We start from the raw sequence: 17,878 nt of genomic DNA, 5'->3' as shown, positions 1-17,878 counted from the left end.
CTTCTTTATGAAGGATTTTTTTAGTTTGAAAAATAGTAGTTATTAAAAAACAGACAATAAAAAGCCCACTTTAATGCTGTGGGCTTTTATATATTTGGCTCTCCCACCTGGGCTCGAACCAGGGACCTGCGGATTAACAGTCCGTCGCTCTACCGACTGAGCTATGGGAGAATCTGAATGCGATTATAGAGGGATTTTAAAGTGGGTCAAGCTTAAATTGTCATATTTCTGATGCTGGAATCCCATATGCTTTTTATTTAGTCAAATATTGAAATAAAACAGAAAAAAGCTTTACAGTGCGAATCAACTGTTGCTAGATTAATAACAGAACAGAGCGCTTGAGTAAAACCAAGCAGTGTGGATTTAAACCAACTTGCCAGCACTAAAATGGCTAAACAGGAGAAGGCGAATGAATACGCTATCTATTTCTCAGATTTTCTCTCATTTTTCTTTATATCAGAAAAATTATCTTTCTATTATTCAAGATGCTGAACAGTATTTTACGCCGGTAACAGAAGCCTTTATTGAGCTTTGGCCAGCTGGTAGACATCAACTTTACTTAGGTGATCTGCTACAACTCTGGTTGAGTGAAAAGTGGTTAATAGAAAAAACCCATTCCTCAATTTTAGATACTCTTTCAGCAACACCGCAACAGATTCAGCAGCTGAAGAAAGATCAGTATATTTATCAAATCACAGGCAGCAACTTATCTGGTCGGAATCAGGCAAAAGTCTGGTCAGCTTCACAGCAAGATGTAGCCTCAGTGTCGTTAGACAGTGCCTTTAAGTTTTACTGTATTTATAAGGGAATGACCCGTCCGCAGAAGCACCATATAAATCCGGGTAAATTTCTGAAATCAGCAATTTAGAGAGATCCTGAAAATTCTAAGATAATAATTAACTTTATAGCTGGCTTATGAAGATAAAAACGCTTAAAGAGAGCATTACTTTAATACTTTGAAGGCGTAAAGCTAGGTTAGAGTTTGCTGAAAAACAGGCTTGCTCGATTCAGGATTTTTAATCTGGAGCAAGCCGGAGAAGAATAACTGCTAATTACGGAGAATCATGCAAGTGGCTGTTGCAAAAGCATAAAGTTTTCCTTCTTCATCAAAAATTTTTCCTTCAGCAATACCAAGGTTCTTGCTGAGATTGATGAGGGTACCTGTGGCTTGTAATTCTTTATTTTTAGGGATTGGACGGCACATTTTAATATTTAAATCTATAGTTCCATATCCTGCACCTGCTTCCAGCATACTGTGAACTGCACAGCCTGTAACAGAATCCAGAACAGTTGCTGCAAAGCCTCCATGTACACCACCTAACGGGTTCAGATGCCGCTCATCTGCTTTCACCTTGAAGGTAACAGTACCCTGGGTGACTTCTACAGACTGCATGGGCATGGTTTTGCCAATGCTGGCTGAGGGCAATACCCCATCACGTATTGCTGTGAGCAGTTCAAGACCGGTCATTTGTTTGGGATCTTTCATTTTTCTTCCTGTTCTATTATTAATTTATAAAGTTCTAAAAAGGAACTTGTTGTTAACTTAGCGGATCGATTAAATTAAAGTCAATAAATTTTTATATGTTAGACAGAAATGAAATGGTCTGAAACCCAGCAGCAGAATTGTCCTGTAGCACAAACACTTGCCATGATTGGTGACCGTTGGACTTTATTAATTATTCGTGATGCATTTTTAGGACTGTCCCGTTTTGAACAGTTTCAAAAATCATTGGGAATTACCCGACATGTACTTGCAGAGCGTTTAAAACGTTTGGTTGAAGAAGGCATACTGGAAAAACAAAGTTATATAGACCGCCAGCAACGTTTTGAGTACGTGCTGACTGCCAAAGGTAGGGACTTAAAACCTATTTTAATGGCAATCGTCGAGTGGGGTGTGCAGTGGACAGATGCAGAAAAACCAAAATTTTATTTGAAAAAAGAAATATTGGAAGAGTTAAAATAGACAGTGAATCCGAGCTAAAAAAGCCTGCTATTTAAGCAGGCTTTTCTAATTACAGGATTTATTTGGCAGCTTTTTCAGCCTCAACAGAAGCAACAGCTGCATTTACACCTTCAATGGAGTCTGCTGCTTTTTTAATACGTGCCAGAGCATCTACCAGTACTTCATCAGCAGTAGCATAAGAAATACGCATAAAACCTCCCAGACCAAATGCATCACCTGGAACTACTGCAACACCAGTTTCTTCCAGTAACCATTCAGAGAATTCTGTGCAAGATTTAAGACCTTTAGCACGAATAAGAGGTTTAATGTTGGCATAGGCATAAAAAGCACCATCTGCAGGCAAACAAGAAATACCATTGATTTCATTAAGACCATTTACAACAAGGTCATGGCGGCGTTTAAATGCTTCAATCATTGGTTCAAGTACATCTTGCGGGCCATTAAGTGCAGCTTCTGCAGCAACCTGTGAAATTGAGGTCGGGTTAGAAGTTGACTGAGACTGGATCTTTTTCATTGCCCCAATCAGCTTGGCAGGACCTGCTGCATAACCAATACGCCAGCCAGTCATTGCATAAGCTTTAGATACGCCATTTAATACGATGGTGCGGTCATATAAATCTGGCGCAACAGTTGCGATATTATAAAATTCATCATCCCACCGGATCGGTTCATACATATCATCAGATGCAATATAAACTTCCGGATATTTGCGAAGGACCTCAGCTAGAGCTTCCAGTTCAGCTTTGGTATAAATCATACCTGTAGGGTTGGAAGGGCTATTTAATACCACCAGACGGGTTTTGTCAGTAATTGCAGCTTCCAGCTGTTCAGGCGTAATTTTAAAACGCTGCTCTTCACCGCATTTCACAATAACAGGTACACCTTCGGCAATAATCACCATATCTGGATAACTGACCCAGTAAGGTGCAGGAATAATTACTTCATCACCTTTATTTAAAAGTGCGAGTGCAAGGTTAAAAAATGACTGTTTACCACCGCAAGAGACCAGAATCTGGTTTGGTTGGTAATCCAGATTATTGTCACGTTTAAACTTGGCAATAATTGCTTTTTTTAGGCCTGGCGTACCGTCAACAGCGGTATATTTAGTAAAACCATTATTGATCGCTGTAATAGCAGCGTCTTTGATGTGTTGTGGTGTATCAAAATCAGGTTCACCTGCGCCCAAACCAATCACATTCTTTCCAGCAGCTTTTAACTCAGCCGCTTTATTGGTTACAGCAAGCGTTGGGGACGGTTTGATGGCATTTACACGATCAGAGAGACGTACGTCCACGGCAATATTCCTTCTTATGGGGATTAAAAATAAAAAGCAATATTATCTTAGCGTAAAAACTGCTTAAAGGGCGTGTAAAAATTACTATATCAGTAAAAAAATGAAAAAGATGGAATCACCTCATGATGAAGCTACAAAAAATCCCGGAATGTCTGTTCGATTTGAACGGAAAAGCACGTTACAATATGGATTGTTTTATTTTGAGTTAGTGTATGAGCCGAAACAAAAAGCCACTGGTCAAGCTCCCGTTTCCAGTGCCGGCAGCCGATCATCCGGAGCAGGTTGCTGTGCATAACCAGGTTCGCCCTAAAGCTGAAAACTATGCCGACCGTACATGGGCTCCGCCACGTGGCACTCGGCGCTCTATGGGTAAGCGTTAGTTATAAAAACAGGTAGATTGCCTGTTTTTATAACCCCACACAGTTTAATTTATAGCGTGCTGTTTTGGTAATAATGTTGTTTTTTCTGATACATCTGCTGATCAGCACGTTTTAATAAAGCTTCTATGCTTTCATTTTCCTTACTCGTAGCACATCCCATGGAAATACTGATAGGTTGGCTGGCATAATACTGGTTATCAATCTTGAACAGTTCTTCAATAGTTTGCGTTACAGTCAGTGTTTCAGCTTCTGTAGCTGTAGGCAAGAGAATGACGAACTCATCACCTCCAATGCGTGATGCAGTATAACGGGTGTTTTCAATCGCCTGATTAAGTACGTTTCCGACTCTGCGCAATAGCCCATCACCAATATCATGACCTAAGGTGTCATTAATTTCCTTTAAACTGTTCATGTCTATAAAAATACAGGAAACAGGACGCAAACGGCTACGTTCAAGACGTTTGACTTCCTCAGAAAAGAAGGCCCGGTTGCAGAGCTGAGTCAGCACATCATGCCTGCCCAGATATTCCAGATAATTTTCAGCCTTTTTACGTGCGCTGATATCGGTTAAAGCGACCTGCACCATTCCCCAGTCTTCTTCATAACCGGGAAATACGGTAAATTGCAAAATAACATAACGGACACTGCCATCAAGCGCATAATTAACTGCTTCACGCTGGTGATGCAGATTACCATTCCAGAGTTCAATCAGCTGTTCACGGAAGGTCTGCTGCATCTCGTCAGCAAAAATCTGATCAGTATTTTTTAATAAACTCTCTTTATCTGGCGCTTTAAACAGGTCCAGTGTTGCCTGATTTACGTCGATAATCACAATATCATCGATACACTGGTTAACGAACTCACTATGAACATCTAAAAAGGTATGGAAATCCTGAATATTTAGCTGTTTTAGCTGATCAAAACGCTGTTTGATGCGACTGAAATCTTCTACCCATAAAGAAGTCGGTGAGTAGATAAATAATGATTCGGCAAGAATACGGTTCTTTTCTTCCTGACGTCGGGCATTTTCGTAGTGGGTAATATCTTCTGTGGTTAGAAGCAGGCGTGAAAGATCATGTTCATAACCAGGTAAAACGATAGCTCTTAACTGAATATCTAAACGTTTACCAGTTAGGGTATAATTTACAGCAGTACTAAAAAATTCGGTTTCTCCCTGCCATAGTGCTACTAGTTCCTGAATGTGGGTTTGATACATGTCCTGCTGAAAAATATTTGCAGTATGTTTAATCAGATCTTGCTGGCTGTCTGCTTCAAAAACTTCTAAAGTTTTGGGATTGACCCGAATGACCTTGATTTTATGAGCACAGTTGCGTACCCGTTCTACATCTTCTTTAAGAAATGCAGCCAGATCATTTATACCTTCTGAACGCCAGACATCAAACTGTTTTTTGATTTCACTATAATCTTCAAGCCACATGGGAATTGGAGACAGATCAAATATTGAAGAATCAAACAGTTCCATGCTTATATCCACATTTTAGGTGACTGGCGAGAGTATAGGGGTAAACAGATTTTTTTAGAACAAATAAGCCGATGAAAATAAGTGGTTATCTGGATAACAGATATTTTTGAAGCTGTAATTACTGAGCTGAATAAGTTAATAATCTAAAAACCTGTCATATTTTACTTTTAATATTTCTAGTTTCAGCCCAGTAATTTATAAATATATAATAAAATTAAAGTTTAAGCTTTGGCAAGCCGATTGACCGGATGCTCAATTTCAATTTCTCCTTCCCAAAGGCGAATAAAATCCTGTTCATTAAAATCATAAAGTTCCATCAATGCGATGATGACACCAGTAAACACCAAGGCTCCTTCAGTGTTTTCCGGGAAATCATAAATTTTACCATTAAATTTAGATAAAATATCACTGATCTCATGTTCGCGGCCACGTCCATAGCGGTCACGTGGATACATATCTTCATTAAGTACAATCAGGGCAACGGCTTTTTCAGCTTTTTTCAACCGGGTTTTGTCTAAGGCCGCCTCAAACGAGTCACTACCATGATTAAAATAGAAAATGACCTCATCATTAATAAATTGTCTTACCATATCTCGGGTTAGGGTCGGAAACTGTTTTAAAGCATTTCGTTCTACATAAGGCTTAAAAGATTCAGGAAGTATCACATTTTTTGAAATACCCTTAAAAAATGGAGCAATATCTGAAACTTTGTAGCCTGCAATACCACAACCCAAGGCGGTAATAAAATATTTCATTTTAGGGTGGTTACGGGTATAAACCTTGAAATCCTCTACATAATGCTCAATCTGGCTAAGTGGCATTTGCTGAATATGCTCGTTTAAAGTGGGGATAGCATAACTTTGCCCCGCCCAACCTCGACCCACACCTTTTACTGCTCCAAAATACTGGTGGGCTACCCGGGCAGCGCCATCACTGTGTTCGCCTGCCAGATTACTGCCAAATACAAATACAGTATCTTCAGGCAAAGCTTTGATAATACTTTCATCGTGATATTGGTAGACCATATTAACCAGACTTTTTAGAGAAGTGTGTTGTCATGTTGCCGCTGAAAATGCATAGGGTCAAGTGAAATCTTGAGCGCTTTGAAGTGTAACCAAAACATAGCAAAAAGCTATCAGGAAACGCTTAAACATAAAAGAGTTAGTGCCCGAATTCTGTTAAAATATACAGGTCAATCATGAGCAGAGAAGAGTATCAGTGAGCGAGAGCCGTCCTTTTGAATTGGTTACACAGTATGCGCCTGCCGGAGACCAGCCACAGGCTATTGAGAAACTGGTTAAAGGCATCCAGCAAGGGTATAAAAGTCAACTGTTACTTGGGGTGACGGGTTCAGGTAAGACCTATACTATGGCGAATGTTATTGCACAAACCCAGCGGCCCACCATTGTAATGGCACATAATAAGACTTTAGCTGCCCAGCTCTATGGCGAATTTAAAGCTTTTTTCCCCAATAATGCCGTTGAATACTTCGTCAGTTATTATGACTATTATCAACCAGAAGCTTATGTTCCGTCCTCTGATACCTTTATTGAAAAAGATGCGGCAATTAATGACCACATTGACCAGATGCGGTTGTCTGCTACCCGTTCTTTACTAGAACGTCGTGATGCTATTATCGTTGCTTCGGTCTCTGCTATTTATGGCTTGGGTGATCCTGAAGCCTATATGAAAATGCTACTGCATATTGTTCAGGGAGACCGTGTTGGCCGTGACGATATTATCCGCCGTCTTGTAGAGATGCAATATACCCGTAACGAGCTTGAGTTTGTGCGTGGTACCTATCGGATCCGCGGTGAAATTATGGATATTTTTCCGGCAGAGTCAGAACAGAATGCGATCCGTATTGAACTATTTGATGACGAAGTAGATTCAATACGCTGGTTTGACCCTTTAACTGGCAAAATGCTGCGCAAGGTACCCCGTGTAACAATTTACCCGAAAAGTCATTATGTGACACCAAAAGATAATCTGGTTCGTGCAATTGATACTATTCGTGACGAGCTAAAAGACCAGCTTAAATTCTTTCGCGAACACGATAAACTGCTTGAAGCCCAGCGTATCGAACAACGTACCCGGTATGATCTGGAAATGATGCAACAGCTGGGTTATACCAACGGTATCGAAAACTATTCACGCCATTTATCTGGACGTCGTCCGGGTGATGCACCTCCGACTCTGTTTGACTATGTACCTGATGATGCTCTGCTGATTATTGATGAATCACATGTTACTGTACCGCAAATTGGAGCCATGTATAAAGGTGACCGTTCCCGTAAAGAGAACCTGGTAAATTATGGCTTCCGTTTGCCTAGTGCGCTGGATAACCGGCCCATGAAATTTGAGGAATGGGAGCGGATTATACCCACTACGGTCTTTGTGAGTGCCACACCTGCCCGTTATGAACTGGAAAAGTCAGAACAGGTAGTAGAGCAGGTAGTACGGCCAACCGGACTGATTGATCCGGAAATTGAAATACGTCCAGTACTAACTCAGGTCGATGATGTCCTATCAGAAATCAACATACGTAAAAATTTAAATGAGCGTGTACTGGTGACCACTCTTACTAAACGTATGGCTGAAGATTTAACTGCTTATTTGAAAGAATACGGAGTAAAGGTAGCCTATCTTCATTCAGATATCGATACTGTGGAGCGCGTAAAAATTATTCATGAACTTCGTACCGGGGTGTTTGATGTATTGGTCGGCATTAACCTGTTACGAGAAGGCCTAGATATGCCAGAAGTATCCCTTGTCGCGATTCTGGATGCAGATAAGGAAGGTTTTTTGCGTTCCGAGCGTTCACTCATTCAGACCATTGGTCGCGCCGCACGTAATATTAAGGGCAAGGCAATCTTATATGCTGACCGCATTACGGACTCTATGCAAAAAGCAATTGATGAAACAGAGCGTCGCCGCAACAAACAGATTGAATTTAATGAATTGCATGGAATTATTCCGCGTAGTGCAGTGCGTCAGGTCATTAAAGAAATTGATACTGGAGAAGTATTAGCTGAGGACGAGATTGATGAGAAAATCACCGCGCAGGCACTTTCTCTGACAGCCGATGAACGGCATATTTTAGCTGATCCAAAACTTCTAAGTAAGCATATGGCGAAGCTGGAAAAAGAAATGCTTAAAGCTTCTAAAGAGTTACAGTTTGAACAGGCAGCCCGTCTTCGTGATGAAATTCTGCGGCTAAAAGCCCAAATGTTACAATAGTGGCAGGCTGAAAGTTTTTCGCAGCAAATTCATAACATAACACTACAAAGAGTGCAAAAAGAACGAGTTAAGTTAGATTATTCTGTGAAATAACTCTTTCATTTCTACGAGGTTTCATGTGCTATGACTAAAAATATATCAAAAGCAGGTTGGCAATTAACAAAGATTGCAGTAGGGGGAGCATTGCTAACTGGTCTTGCTGTCGGGACAATGGCATATGCGCAAAGTAAAACCATGCCTGTGGTTGAGCGAGTTGAACTGGATAAGTATCTGGGTGTATGGTACGAAGTAGCCCGAAAACCTATGTACTTTCAGCGAAAATGTGCGCGTGATGTTACAGCTACCTATACTTTAAATGAAAATGGCAACATAACAGTAGATAATCGCTGTTATACCCAAGAAGGTAAAATGATGCGTTCACTAGGTGAAGCATATGTGATTAACCCTCCATTTAACAGTAAACTTGAAGTCAGTTTCTTGCCAGAGGCAATTCGTTGGTTACCCTTAGGTCGAGGCGATTATTGGATCTTGAAGCTTGATGACAATTACCAGACAGTACTGGTAGGGGAACCTTCTCGCAAGTACTTGTGGGTACTGTCACGTACACCACAGGTTAAACAGGATGTGGTAAATGAATACCTGAATTATGCTTCTTCATTGGGTTATAAGCTTGATGATATTATTCATACTCAACATACGAATAAATAATAGATTTGTCTTGATCTTCTGAGTCTTAGAAAACATGTTTAAGCATGATTTTTAAATAAATAGATGAATTTTCCATTTATCTTTTCTGCTCCTTTATAATGCAAGATTAAAAAATAGAGGGGCAGTAGAAAGTGTTTAAAGGCGTTGTGCTATCCGTTACAGCATCAGTCACCTTCGGGGTTCTCTATTTTTTTACAACCTTTCTTGCTCCTCTTAATAGTGAGCAAACCTTTGCTTGGCGTATGCTATCAACTTTGCCATTTCTGACATTTTTTATGTATTGGAGTGGTGATTTTAAATATATTTCTGCTATTTGGCAGCGGCTTAAAGCCAAACCTCAATTTATTCTAATGTTATTGGTTAGCTCCATTTTATGTACTTCCCAGTTATGGCTCTTTCTGTGGGGTCCAATGAATGGACGAGGCTTACAGGTTTCATTGGGCTATTTCTTATTACCACTGGTCATGGTGCTGATAGGGTGTATTTTATTTAAAGAAAAGTTGTCAAGATTTCAGGTAGTAGCAGTGGCACTGGCAGCTATAGGTGTTGGCCATGAAATCTGGCGAATCGGCGGTATAGCTTGGGAAACAGCCTATGTCGCCGTAGCCTATCCCTTTTACTTCTTTTTGCGAAAAAAAATTCATACAGATCATCTGGGAGGCTTCTGGTGGGATATTGTATTAATTCTTCCGGTTGCAATTTATTTGAGCAGCATTGGTCTACATAGTTACAGCCAGTTTCTTGCTTATCCCCACCTATTCCCGGCGATAGCAGGTCTGGGAGCCTTAAGTGCATTAGGCTTGGGCAGTTATATTTTGGCAAGCCGTTATTTGCCTATGGTAATTTTTGGCTTGCTCAGCTATCTGGAACCTGTACTGCTAGCCTTGGCTTCAGTTGCCTTGGGCGAAGCAATCTCAGGCGATGAATGGCTGACCTATATTCCTATCTGGTGTGCAGTATTGGTGTTAGTAGTAGAAGGAAGCTTACATTTATACCGACAGCAAAAAAATAAACAGGATCTGGTACGTAATCTGCAATCTTACCAGACCCGTTTAAAAGATGACTAGCTAGAGTCTTGAGTAAGAACTACATGATTTGCTAAGTGATTTTATTCACCCAATTTAAGTATTCATATCTCTAGAATTCTGAACAGATAAGCCTGTAAGATAATTTTGTAAAAAATTAGCGATATTTTATGAAATTATAAGCAATATATTGGAAAATATGACCAGCCCTTTCAGCTTTTGTTTCATTCTTGCCGATAATTCCATTACAATTATCGGGTTTTGAAATTCACGCCTAGATACATTATTAATTAGAGGACGTATTTGTGAGCAAAGACACTATCATCGCCCTGCACGCAGAACACCAAGGTCGCTGGAAAAACCGTGAAGAAATTGCGGAACGGATGATTGCGCTGATTGGCCAGTTATACCGTGAAAAAAATATTGTCACTTCTGTTTATGGCCGTTCTTTAGTTAACCGTTCAGTAATCCAGATTTTAAAAGCCCATCGTCGTACCCGCGTAATGGATGTAGAGCTTTCTGTTGTTCATACTTTTCCAATCCTTGAGGCATTGGTAAAAATCGACAATATCGGTTCTGCTGAGATTGATCTGGGTAAACTGGCTGTTGAATATAAGGAACAGGGGGGTGATGTTGACTCTTTTGTAAAAGAGGCTGTCAAGTCACTAGAAGGTAACCCTGCTTCTGCACAGCCTAAAGATGTTGTACTTTATGGCTTTGGCCGTATTGGCCGTATTCTGGCGCGTCTGATTATCAGCCAGTCTGGTCTGGGCCGTGGTCTGAGCTTAAAAGCAATTGTAGTACGTAAAAGTGCAGATGGTGATCTGGCGAAACGTGCTTCTTTGTTGCGTCGTGACTCAATCCATGGTTCATTTGCGGGCACCATCTCAATTGATGAAGAAAATGAAGCAATCATTGCCAATGGTAACTATATCAAAGTGATCTACGCTTCTAGCCCGGCTGAAGTAGACTATACTGAATATGGTATTGAAAATGCTTTAGTTATTGATAATACAGGCAAATGGCGTGATGCAGAGGGCTTGGCTCAGCATCTGAATTGCCCAGGTGCTGCACGTGTTATTTTAACTGCACCTGGTAAAGGTGAAATGAAAAATGTCGTGTACGGCGTAAATCAGGCAGATATTCTGGATGAAGACAAAATCATCTCTGCTGCTAGTTGTACTACTAATGCGATTACTCCGGTTCTTAAAGTACTGGATGAAAAATATAAAGTTATTAATGGTCATGTTGAAACAGTACACTCATTTACCAATGACCAGAACCTGATTGATAACTACCATAAAGCTGACCGCCGTGGCCGTGCAGCAACACTTAACATGGTAATTACTGAAACTGGAGCTGCTAAGGCTGTTGCTAAGGCATTGCCTCAGCTTAAAGGTAAGTTAACCGGTAATTCAGTACGTGTGCCAACACCAAACGTATCACTGGCAATTCTTAACCTGACTCTGGACCAAGAAGTTGATCGTGAAGAAGTGAACGAATTTATTCGTCAAATTTCAATCAACTCTAACTTGCAGGGCCAGATTGGCTATACCAACTCTACTGAAGTGGTATCGAGCGATTTCATCGGTTCACGTACCGCAGGGGTATTTGATGCACAGGCAACAATTACTTCTGGCAACCGTTTGACTGCTTATGTATGGTATGACAATGAAGTTGGCTATAGCTGTCAGGTATTACGTATTGCTGAGCAGATGGGTGGCGTAAGTTACCCTAAGATTCCTGCTGAAACTAATGCATAAGTCATAAGTATTTTAAAAAAACCTGGGTTCACCCGGGTTTTTTTATATCTGTACAAAAAAACTGCTGAACAACACATAGAAATTTATAACAATGTTGATGAGTAAAAAAATAATATGTTGTTAAGGAAGATATTTTGCAAATAAAGACCATGCTAAGTGGAATAGCCTTTATTCTACTCGCGACCCTGTGCGGGGTGCTGATTGCCATTTGGGCATTTAAACATTTCAAGATCAACATTCCCTTACAAAATCAGGCAGTTGATATTGAATTACAGGAACCCTTGCAAGCACGAGTTAAAATTCATGAGGCCCTAGATGTGAATGTCAAAGGAAAAGTGAATGCCAGTATACCGATTCATGAACAGCTTGATATTCCACTATCTCAGACTTTAAATCCACGGGTATATTTTGATAATGAAGTACCTATCAATACTGTTATACCGGTAAAAGAAACACTTAAGGTGAAACAGGAACTGCCTATTGATACCAAGGTCAAAGTCAGAATTCTGGGCAAAGATGTAACGTTACCGCTCAAAGGTAATATTCCTATTGATCTTGATGTGCCGATTGATATTAAAGTGCCTTTAAACCAGAAAGTACATTTAAAATTTACGGCTCCAGTCAAAACGGTGATTCGTGAAAATCTGAATATTCCATTGAATACAACATTGAATACGAGTATTCCCATTCAAGGTAGACTCAGTGTTCCAGTCAATGCGCCACTTTCTGCTTCGGTTGATGTCAAGAATATTCTGCCGGTAAAGATACGTAAGGGAGAGCTTTCAATACCCCTTGAACATATAGCACTTAAGCGGGTCACGGCTGAACCGGCCAGTTCGCAAGCTCCCACCTTAAAATAGGAGAAGTTAAGGATGAATATCAGTAACTTCTCGTTAAAAGTTTGGCTGGCCAGTTTTATTTTAGTGAGTAGCTTAATTGCGCTAGTGTTCTGGCTGTATTTAAATGTGCAGGCTTCTCTACAGGTGAGCTCGACCCAGACCGATATTACTTTACCCCATTCTCTAGGTACCCGTATTCATGTAGGAGAATATCTGACTGCACAGACTATAGGGCGAATCAGTTCATCAATTGATCTTGATCACCACTTGGTTTTACCATTGGATGGCAAATATCTGGCAGATTTAAAATTTAATGTGACCACTCCTGTATCGGTACAAATTAAATATTCGACCATGCTCAAAATTAATCAGGTGATGCCCGTCGAAACGACTACAGATTTGATCTATAAAAACAAACTACTTCCAAAATTTCCTTTAAAACTCGATGTACCGGTAAATATTGATGTTCCATTTGAACTGAACCGGACTTATGAATTGCCCATCCAGATTGCATTTAATGGCCCGGTGTATTTCGAGTTTAACCAACAACCGATTAATGTGCATGTAAAGCATCAGCTTAATCCTTCTTTAGAACTGAATGATCCGATTAATATTCCTAAGATCGCTAACTTCGAAGCCACCATGTATAACGTTGAGCGTAATACCAAAGCCAATCTGGATATGAAAATGCTACTGCCGTTAAGTTATATTCAATATCAATAGAACAATTAAAAGTGGAATTAAATTATTTAGGTTGCTTATTTAAAACTAAGCGAGTTGCTGATTTAAAGCTATAAAAACCCTATAGAAAAACCGTCAAACTTTATAAGCATTTATGAAGCTTGCAAATACCGGCTTATAATAAACAATTGCTATATTTTCTATTCGAGAATTTAGTAAAAATATGGCAGAATAGGCGGTTTTAAGAGTTTTTAGAGGATTGGCATATGCGCTTTGTTGATGAAGCAGTCATTACCGTAGAGGCTGGCGACGGTGGCAATGGCGTAGCCAGTTTTCGCCGTGAGAAATTTGTACCTTTTGGTGGACCGGACGGTGGTGACGGTGGCCGTGGGGGAAGCATTTATATCCAGGCGGATGACAATACCAGTACGCTGGTCGACTATCGTTATACCCGTAAGTTCCGTGCTGAACGTGGCAAGAACGGAGCAGGTGCAAACTGTACCGGACGTGGTGGTGAAGACGTTGTTTTATATGTTCCTGTAGGAACGACTGTAGTGGATACAGAATCAGGCGATATTATTGGTGATCTGGTTGAAAGTGGCCAGAGAGTACTAGTTGCCGGTGGTGGTGAAGGTGGGCTGGGAAATACTCATTTTAAGTCATCAACCAACCGTGCTCCACGTAAATGTACAACTGGTGTAAAAGGGGAGTATCGTGAGATCCGTCTGGAGCTTAAAGTACTGGCTGATGTAGGACTGCTGGGGATGCCGAATGCTGGTAAGTCGACCTTTATTCGTGCTGTTTCTGCAGCTAAACCTAAGGTAGCAGACTATCCATTTACCACTATGGTGCCAAATCTGGGTGTCGTTGATGCTGATCGTCACCGTTCATTTGTAATGGCTGATATTCCTGGTCTGATCGAAGGCGCGGCAGAAGGCGCAGGCTTGGGTATCCGCTTCCTGAAACATTTGGCACGTACCCGTATTTTATTACACATCGTCGATGTGCAGCCGATTGACGGTTCAGACCCGGTACATAATGCCAAAGCAATTTTACGTGAACTTGAAAAGTTCTCACCAACACTGGCACAGTTACCTGTGGTTCTGGTTCTCAACAAACTCGACCAGTTACCAGAGGATAGCCGTGAAGAATGGTGTGAACATATTCTGAATGAATTGAACTGGGATGGCCCGGTATTTAAGACTTCAGGTCTGCTAAGCGAAGGAACAAAAGATGTTGTTTATTATCTGATGGACCAGATTGAGCAGCAACGTGAACGTGAAATTGAAGACCCTGAATATGCAGCTCAGGTTAAGGCATTCCGTGAACAGCTTGAAGCTGAAACACGTGAGCAAACCATCGCCGCCAAAGAAGCCTATCGTGCAATGCGTCGTGCGCAACGTCTTGCAGATCATGAGGATGATGAGGACTTCGATGATGACGATGATGAAGTGGAAGTAATCTACGTACGTTAAGTAGAACTGAGGACATGATGATAGAAGTGGTAGATGGGCAGCGACAGCTCAAAGCTTGTAAACGTATCGTTGTAAAAATCGGCTCATCTTTACTCACAGCAAATGGTCAGGGACTGGATCTTAATGCAATTTCGCATTGGGCTAATCAGATTGCTGACCTGCATAAAGCCGGACATGAAATTATATTGGTATCTTCCGGTGCTGTGGCAGAGGGGATGGTGCGCATGAAATTGAGCAGTCGACCCACAGATTTACCCAGTCTTCAGGCATGTGCTGCCATTGGCCAGATGGGATTAATTCAAACCTGGTCCAGTGTATTGGAAAAGCATGGGATTCAAACTGCACAGGTACTTTTAACTCACGATGATCTGGCAGACCGCAGACGTTATTTAAACTCATGTGATGCATTACAGCATCTGATTGACTGGCAAGTAGTGCCAGTCATTAATGAAAACGATACAGTCTCGACGGATGAAATCCGCTTTGGCGATAATGATACACTTGCTGCAATGGTGGCAGGACAAGTACATGCTGACCTGTTAATTATTCTGACAGACCAGCAAGGTATGTTCGACTCAGATCCGCGTTCCAACCCGCAAGCTAAACTACTTTCTACAGTGCGTGCACTCGATGATAGTCTGTTTGAAATGGCAGGCGGTGGCGGCGTACTTGGCCGAGGCGGTATGGTCACTAAAGTTCGTGCTGCACGTTTGGCCGCAAGATCAGGTTGTCCTACCCTGATTGCCAGTGGTGAAAGTGACAACGTACTTTCACGTCTGATGAGCGGTGAAATGCTGGGGACTTTATTTGCCACTGATAAAGATCGCATGACTGCGCATCAACAGTGGCTGGCTGCCCATTTACAGACCGCCGGGCGGCTTGTGATCGATGATGGTGCGATAGAAGCTATTCGTGAAAAACACCGTAGTCTGTTACCTGTGGGTGTTCGTGCCGTGGAAGGCCATTTTAATCGTGGTGATGTTGTGGAGTGTGTAGATAGCCGGGGCAAACGAATTGCAGTAGGCCGAGTGAATTTCAGTTCGCGCTCTGCGGAAATTGTAAAAGGTCTATCTTCCAATAAAGTTTATCAAGTTCTTGGTGAAGCACGCTCTCTAGAAATGATTCATCGCAATCATATGGCGATTTACTGAGATTCTTGTATTAATAAAAAAGCTCGCTCAGGCGAGCTTTTTTATAGGCGCTAATGCAGGCAGTTCAGCATCTTCTCCAACCATATAGCAGTAATCAGCCAGACTAAACATTTCTAGGTCTTCATAACTGTTCCCATACGCATAAACAGACTGGTAATCGGTTAATGTATATTTTTCTTGTATCCTTAACTTTTTCTGCTCGCAACTGCAATCTGGACTGCTATAAAATCCGCTCAATTTGCCCTGATGTACTTCAGTTTCAGTGCAAATCAGGTCTACTCCAAGCAGCCTGCAAAAAGGTTCAAGATAAAGATCGATTGAAGCTGATACAATAACAACATCGTCACCTTGTGCTTGATGTTGTCTCAGACGCCTTAACAATTCAGGATTAAGCTGGTGTACTAACAAGTGTGCATACTGTTCTGCCATTGAATGTATATTTTTGGCATTACTATCTTTAAACATGGCCGAAAACAATTTGGGGCGCATCTGGTGGGCAGGGTATAGCTTGAGATAATAGGCCTGAATCCAAGGGAGAATTTTCAGGCCTTGACGCATGATATGTCGTTTAGAGAGCGTATAAAAGATAAAGCCAGTAAAGCTGTCACTACGGCACAATGTACCGTCAAAATCAAATAGCGCAAGGTTTATAGCTTGATACGTTTGGCGCGTTGCATGCATGTCTGATATCGTCCATTGACGCGTGTGGCAAACCAGTTGGTATTATAGTCACGGCTTAATTTTGGTCCGGAAATGACTACTTCTGGCATAATGGCATAAATTGGTTCTTTACCTGTTTTTTCCTGGTAGAGTTTCTTTACTGCAAGGTAAGTTTGAGTATCTTCAAAGTCTTGCTCTTTTTCCTCCTTTAAATCAGAGCGAATCTGGCGTGGTGTAATCAGAACATTGTTTGCAGCAAAGACCGCAATCAGCTCACGTTCAGACTGGCTTTTGTTTGAACGGATGCTACCGTCTTTATTATAAAGTAGCAGGTCACCATCTAGGTCTAGCTCTGCTTCAGTCAAGTCATTAAGCATACTCTGAAAGGCTGCATTACGGCTCGAATAGCGTCCAGAGTTATAATCTGCAAAGCGGTAGAGCGGCTTGTCATAATCAGCAGGGTACATCATCAAACGATGAATCCCATAATATAGGCCGCCATTTTGGGTATACAGGTCGCTACGCAATTCAGCCATATTCATACCAGAACGCTTATGCTCTTTGGCATAACCGATATGAACCTGCATTGAACCTAAGGTTGTAATCGGATTTAAACGTTCAGAAACATCTTGTCCTACCAGACGGGCGGCTCCGGTTAGAGCACTTACATGATAGTGTTTACTAAAATGATTAAACATTTCACGGTAGAGTTCATCCAGTTCACGTTCTGTTTTAACCTTGCGCATTCTGCTCAGGTAGTTATCATCCGGAGAAGGCTGAGTCTTCAGCATATTCTTAAAATATCCGGCCAGTGTTACACCCAGTTTATCTTCAAGACGCTGATCAACTTCACGTATAGCTTTTTCACCCAAACCCGGTACTTGCGGGTCAGCAACAAAGTTAGATTCTTGATCGACTACTGCAATAATTGTACAGATATTTTCCTTGGTTTTAGGTATTTCCAACTGGTCAGTAATCTCATATAAGTCACCAGCCCAAGAGCCACGGTTTTGTACACGAGTAGGAATAAGCCGTTTAATCTGCTCTTCTTTTAATTCTGGCTCATCATTTTTAGACCACCACGAGCCTTCGCCGCAGGCAATCAGACTGAGTGACAGAACAAGAACACTTAAGGATTTAACGGCGGTTGTACAGCGTAAATTTTTTTTCATGACAATGAAGACAGATGAGTACAGGGATAAGCACCTAAGGCGAG

General features: G+C 41.3%; 16 protein-coding genes, 1 tRNA gene and 1 pseudogene. 11 read left to right on the top strand and 7 right to left on the bottom strand.

Annotation, left to right across the window (positions count from 1 at the left end; translation table 11 throughout):
- Positions 1-95 precede the first annotated feature (95 nt).
- Positions 96-171, bottom strand: a tRNA-Asn gene (locus tag B3R63_RS07475).
- Positions 172-409: 238 nt separating this feature from the next.
- Between B3R63_RS07475 and B3R63_RS07470 the strand changes: the two genes are divergently transcribed.
- Complete coding sequence (locus B3R63_RS07470) at positions 410-868, top strand: hypothetical protein (RefSeq protein ID WP_106438772.1); 459 nt, start codon at positions 410-412, stop codon at positions 866-868.
- A gap of 180 nt (positions 869-1,048) precedes the next feature.
- Here the strand turns inward: B3R63_RS07470 and B3R63_RS07465 are convergent, their stop codons facing one another.
- Complete coding sequence (locus tag B3R63_RS07465) at positions 1,049-1,486, bottom strand: PaaI family thioesterase (protein WP_265761188.1); 438 nt, start codon at positions 1,484-1,486, stop codon at positions 1,049-1,051.
- Positions 1,487-1,594: 108 nt separating this feature from the next.
- On the opposite strand from B3R63_RS07465, the pseudogene B3R63_RS07460 reads away from it, so the two are divergent.
- Positions 1,595-1,909, top strand: a pseudogene (locus B3R63_RS07460) (winged helix-turn-helix transcriptional regulator); the annotation flags it as partial.
- Between the two features lie 112 nt (positions 1,910-2,021).
- Here B3R63_RS07460 and B3R63_RS07455 read toward each other — a convergent pair.
- Entirely contained in the window at positions 2,022-3,257 is a 1,236-nt protein-coding gene (locus B3R63_RS07455; RefSeq protein ID WP_005406545.1) for a pyridoxal phosphate-dependent aminotransferase, read from the bottom strand.
- Between the two features lie 212 nt (positions 3,258-3,469).
- Between B3R63_RS07455 and B3R63_RS07450 the strand changes: the two genes are divergently transcribed.
- A complete protein-coding gene (locus B3R63_RS07450) occupies positions 3,470-3,637 on the top strand; it encodes a hypothetical protein (RefSeq protein ID WP_248133833.1) in 168 nt (55 codons plus the stop codon).
- Positions 3,638-3,686: 49 nt separating this feature from the next.
- Here B3R63_RS07450 and B3R63_RS07445 read toward each other — a convergent pair whose 3' ends face one another.
- Both B3R63_RS07445 and B3R63_RS07440 read right to left on the bottom strand, forming a co-directional pair.
- A complete protein-coding gene (locus B3R63_RS07445) occupies positions 3,687-5,120 on the bottom strand; it encodes a sensor domain-containing diguanylate cyclase (protein WP_005406814.1) in 1,434 nt (477 codons plus the stop codon).
- 221 nt (positions 5,121-5,341) lie between these two features.
- On the bottom strand, positions 5,342-6,145 hold the full coding sequence (locus tag B3R63_RS07440; RefSeq protein ID WP_248122037.1) for an A1S_2505 family phage non-structural protein: 804 nt from the start codon (positions 6,143-6,145) through the stop codon (positions 5,342-5,344).
- A 193-nt stretch (positions 6,146-6,338) separates the two neighbouring features.
- Here B3R63_RS07440 and uvrB point away from each other — a divergent pair, with 193 nt between their 5' ends.
- The 8 genes from uvrB (at position 6,339) to proB (ending at position 16,002) form a co-directional block, all read left to right on the top strand.
- A complete protein-coding gene (uvrB, locus tag B3R63_RS07435) occupies positions 6,339-8,360 on the top strand; it encodes an excinuclease ABC subunit UvrB (protein ID WP_005019389.1) in 2,022 nt (673 codons plus the stop codon).
- Positions 8,361-8,483: 123 nt separating this feature from the next.
- On the top strand, positions 8,484-9,068 hold the full coding sequence (locus tag B3R63_RS07430) for a lipocalin family protein (protein WP_265768659.1): 585 nt from the start codon (positions 8,484-8,486) through the stop codon (positions 9,066-9,068).
- A 131-nt stretch (positions 9,069-9,199) separates the two neighbouring features.
- Positions 9,200-10,135 (top strand): EamA family transporter RarD, encoded by a 936-nt coding sequence (gene rarD, locus B3R63_RS07425; protein ID WP_286729487.1) that lies wholly within the window; start codon positions 9,200-9,202, stop codon positions 10,133-10,135.
- 263 nt (positions 10,136-10,398) lie between these two features.
- A complete protein-coding gene (locus B3R63_RS07420) occupies positions 10,399-11,856 on the top strand; it encodes a glyceraldehyde-3-phosphate dehydrogenase (RefSeq protein WP_005019394.1) in 1,458 nt (485 codons plus the stop codon).
- A gap of 149 nt (positions 11,857-12,005) precedes the next feature.
- A complete protein-coding gene (locus B3R63_RS07415) occupies positions 12,006-12,716 on the top strand; it encodes an MFS transporter (RefSeq protein ID WP_171063941.1) in 711 nt (236 codons plus the stop codon).
- 12 nt (positions 12,717-12,728) lie between these two features.
- Positions 12,729-13,418: a hypothetical protein gene (locus B3R63_RS07410; RefSeq protein WP_034683868.1), complete on the top strand. Its 690-nt coding sequence runs from the start codon at positions 12,729-12,731 to the stop codon at positions 13,416-13,418.
- Between the two features lie 224 nt (positions 13,419-13,642).
- On the top strand, positions 13,643-14,851 hold the full coding sequence (gene cgtA / locus B3R63_RS07405; protein ID WP_111281724.1) for an Obg family GTPase CgtA: 1,209 nt from the start codon (positions 13,643-13,645) through the stop codon (positions 14,849-14,851).
- Positions 14,852-14,868: 17 nt separating this feature from the next.
- Positions 14,869-16,002 (top strand): glutamate 5-kinase, encoded by a 1,134-nt coding sequence (proB, locus tag B3R63_RS07400; protein ID WP_005019402.1) that lies wholly within the window; start codon positions 14,869-14,871, stop codon positions 16,000-16,002.
- A gap of 27 nt (positions 16,003-16,029) precedes the next feature.
- Here the strand turns inward: proB and B3R63_RS07395 are convergent, their stop codons facing one another.
- Positions 16,030-16,683, bottom strand: coding sequence for an HAD family hydrolase (locus B3R63_RS07395; RefSeq protein ID WP_265768657.1), 654 nt, complete (start codon positions 16,681-16,683; stop codon positions 16,030-16,032).
- Positions 16,650-17,834 carry a DUF1615 family protein gene (locus tag B3R63_RS07390; protein WP_286729481.1) on the bottom strand — a complete coding sequence of 395 codons (1,185 nt, stop codon included), beginning with the start codon at positions 17,832-17,834 and terminating at the stop codon, positions 16,650-16,652. The genes B3R63_RS07395 and B3R63_RS07390 overlap by 34 nt, the downstream gene beginning before the upstream one ends.
- Positions 17,835-17,878: the final 44 nt, after the last annotated feature.

It is taken from the genome of Acinetobacter sp. UBA1297 (assembly GCF_002307755.1).
Classification (GTDB): domain Bacteria; phylum Pseudomonadota; class Gammaproteobacteria; order Pseudomonadales; family Moraxellaceae; genus Acinetobacter; species Acinetobacter radioresistens.
Note: the sequence above shows the minus strand (reverse complement) of the source record. Positions and strands in the feature narration are given on the sequence as shown.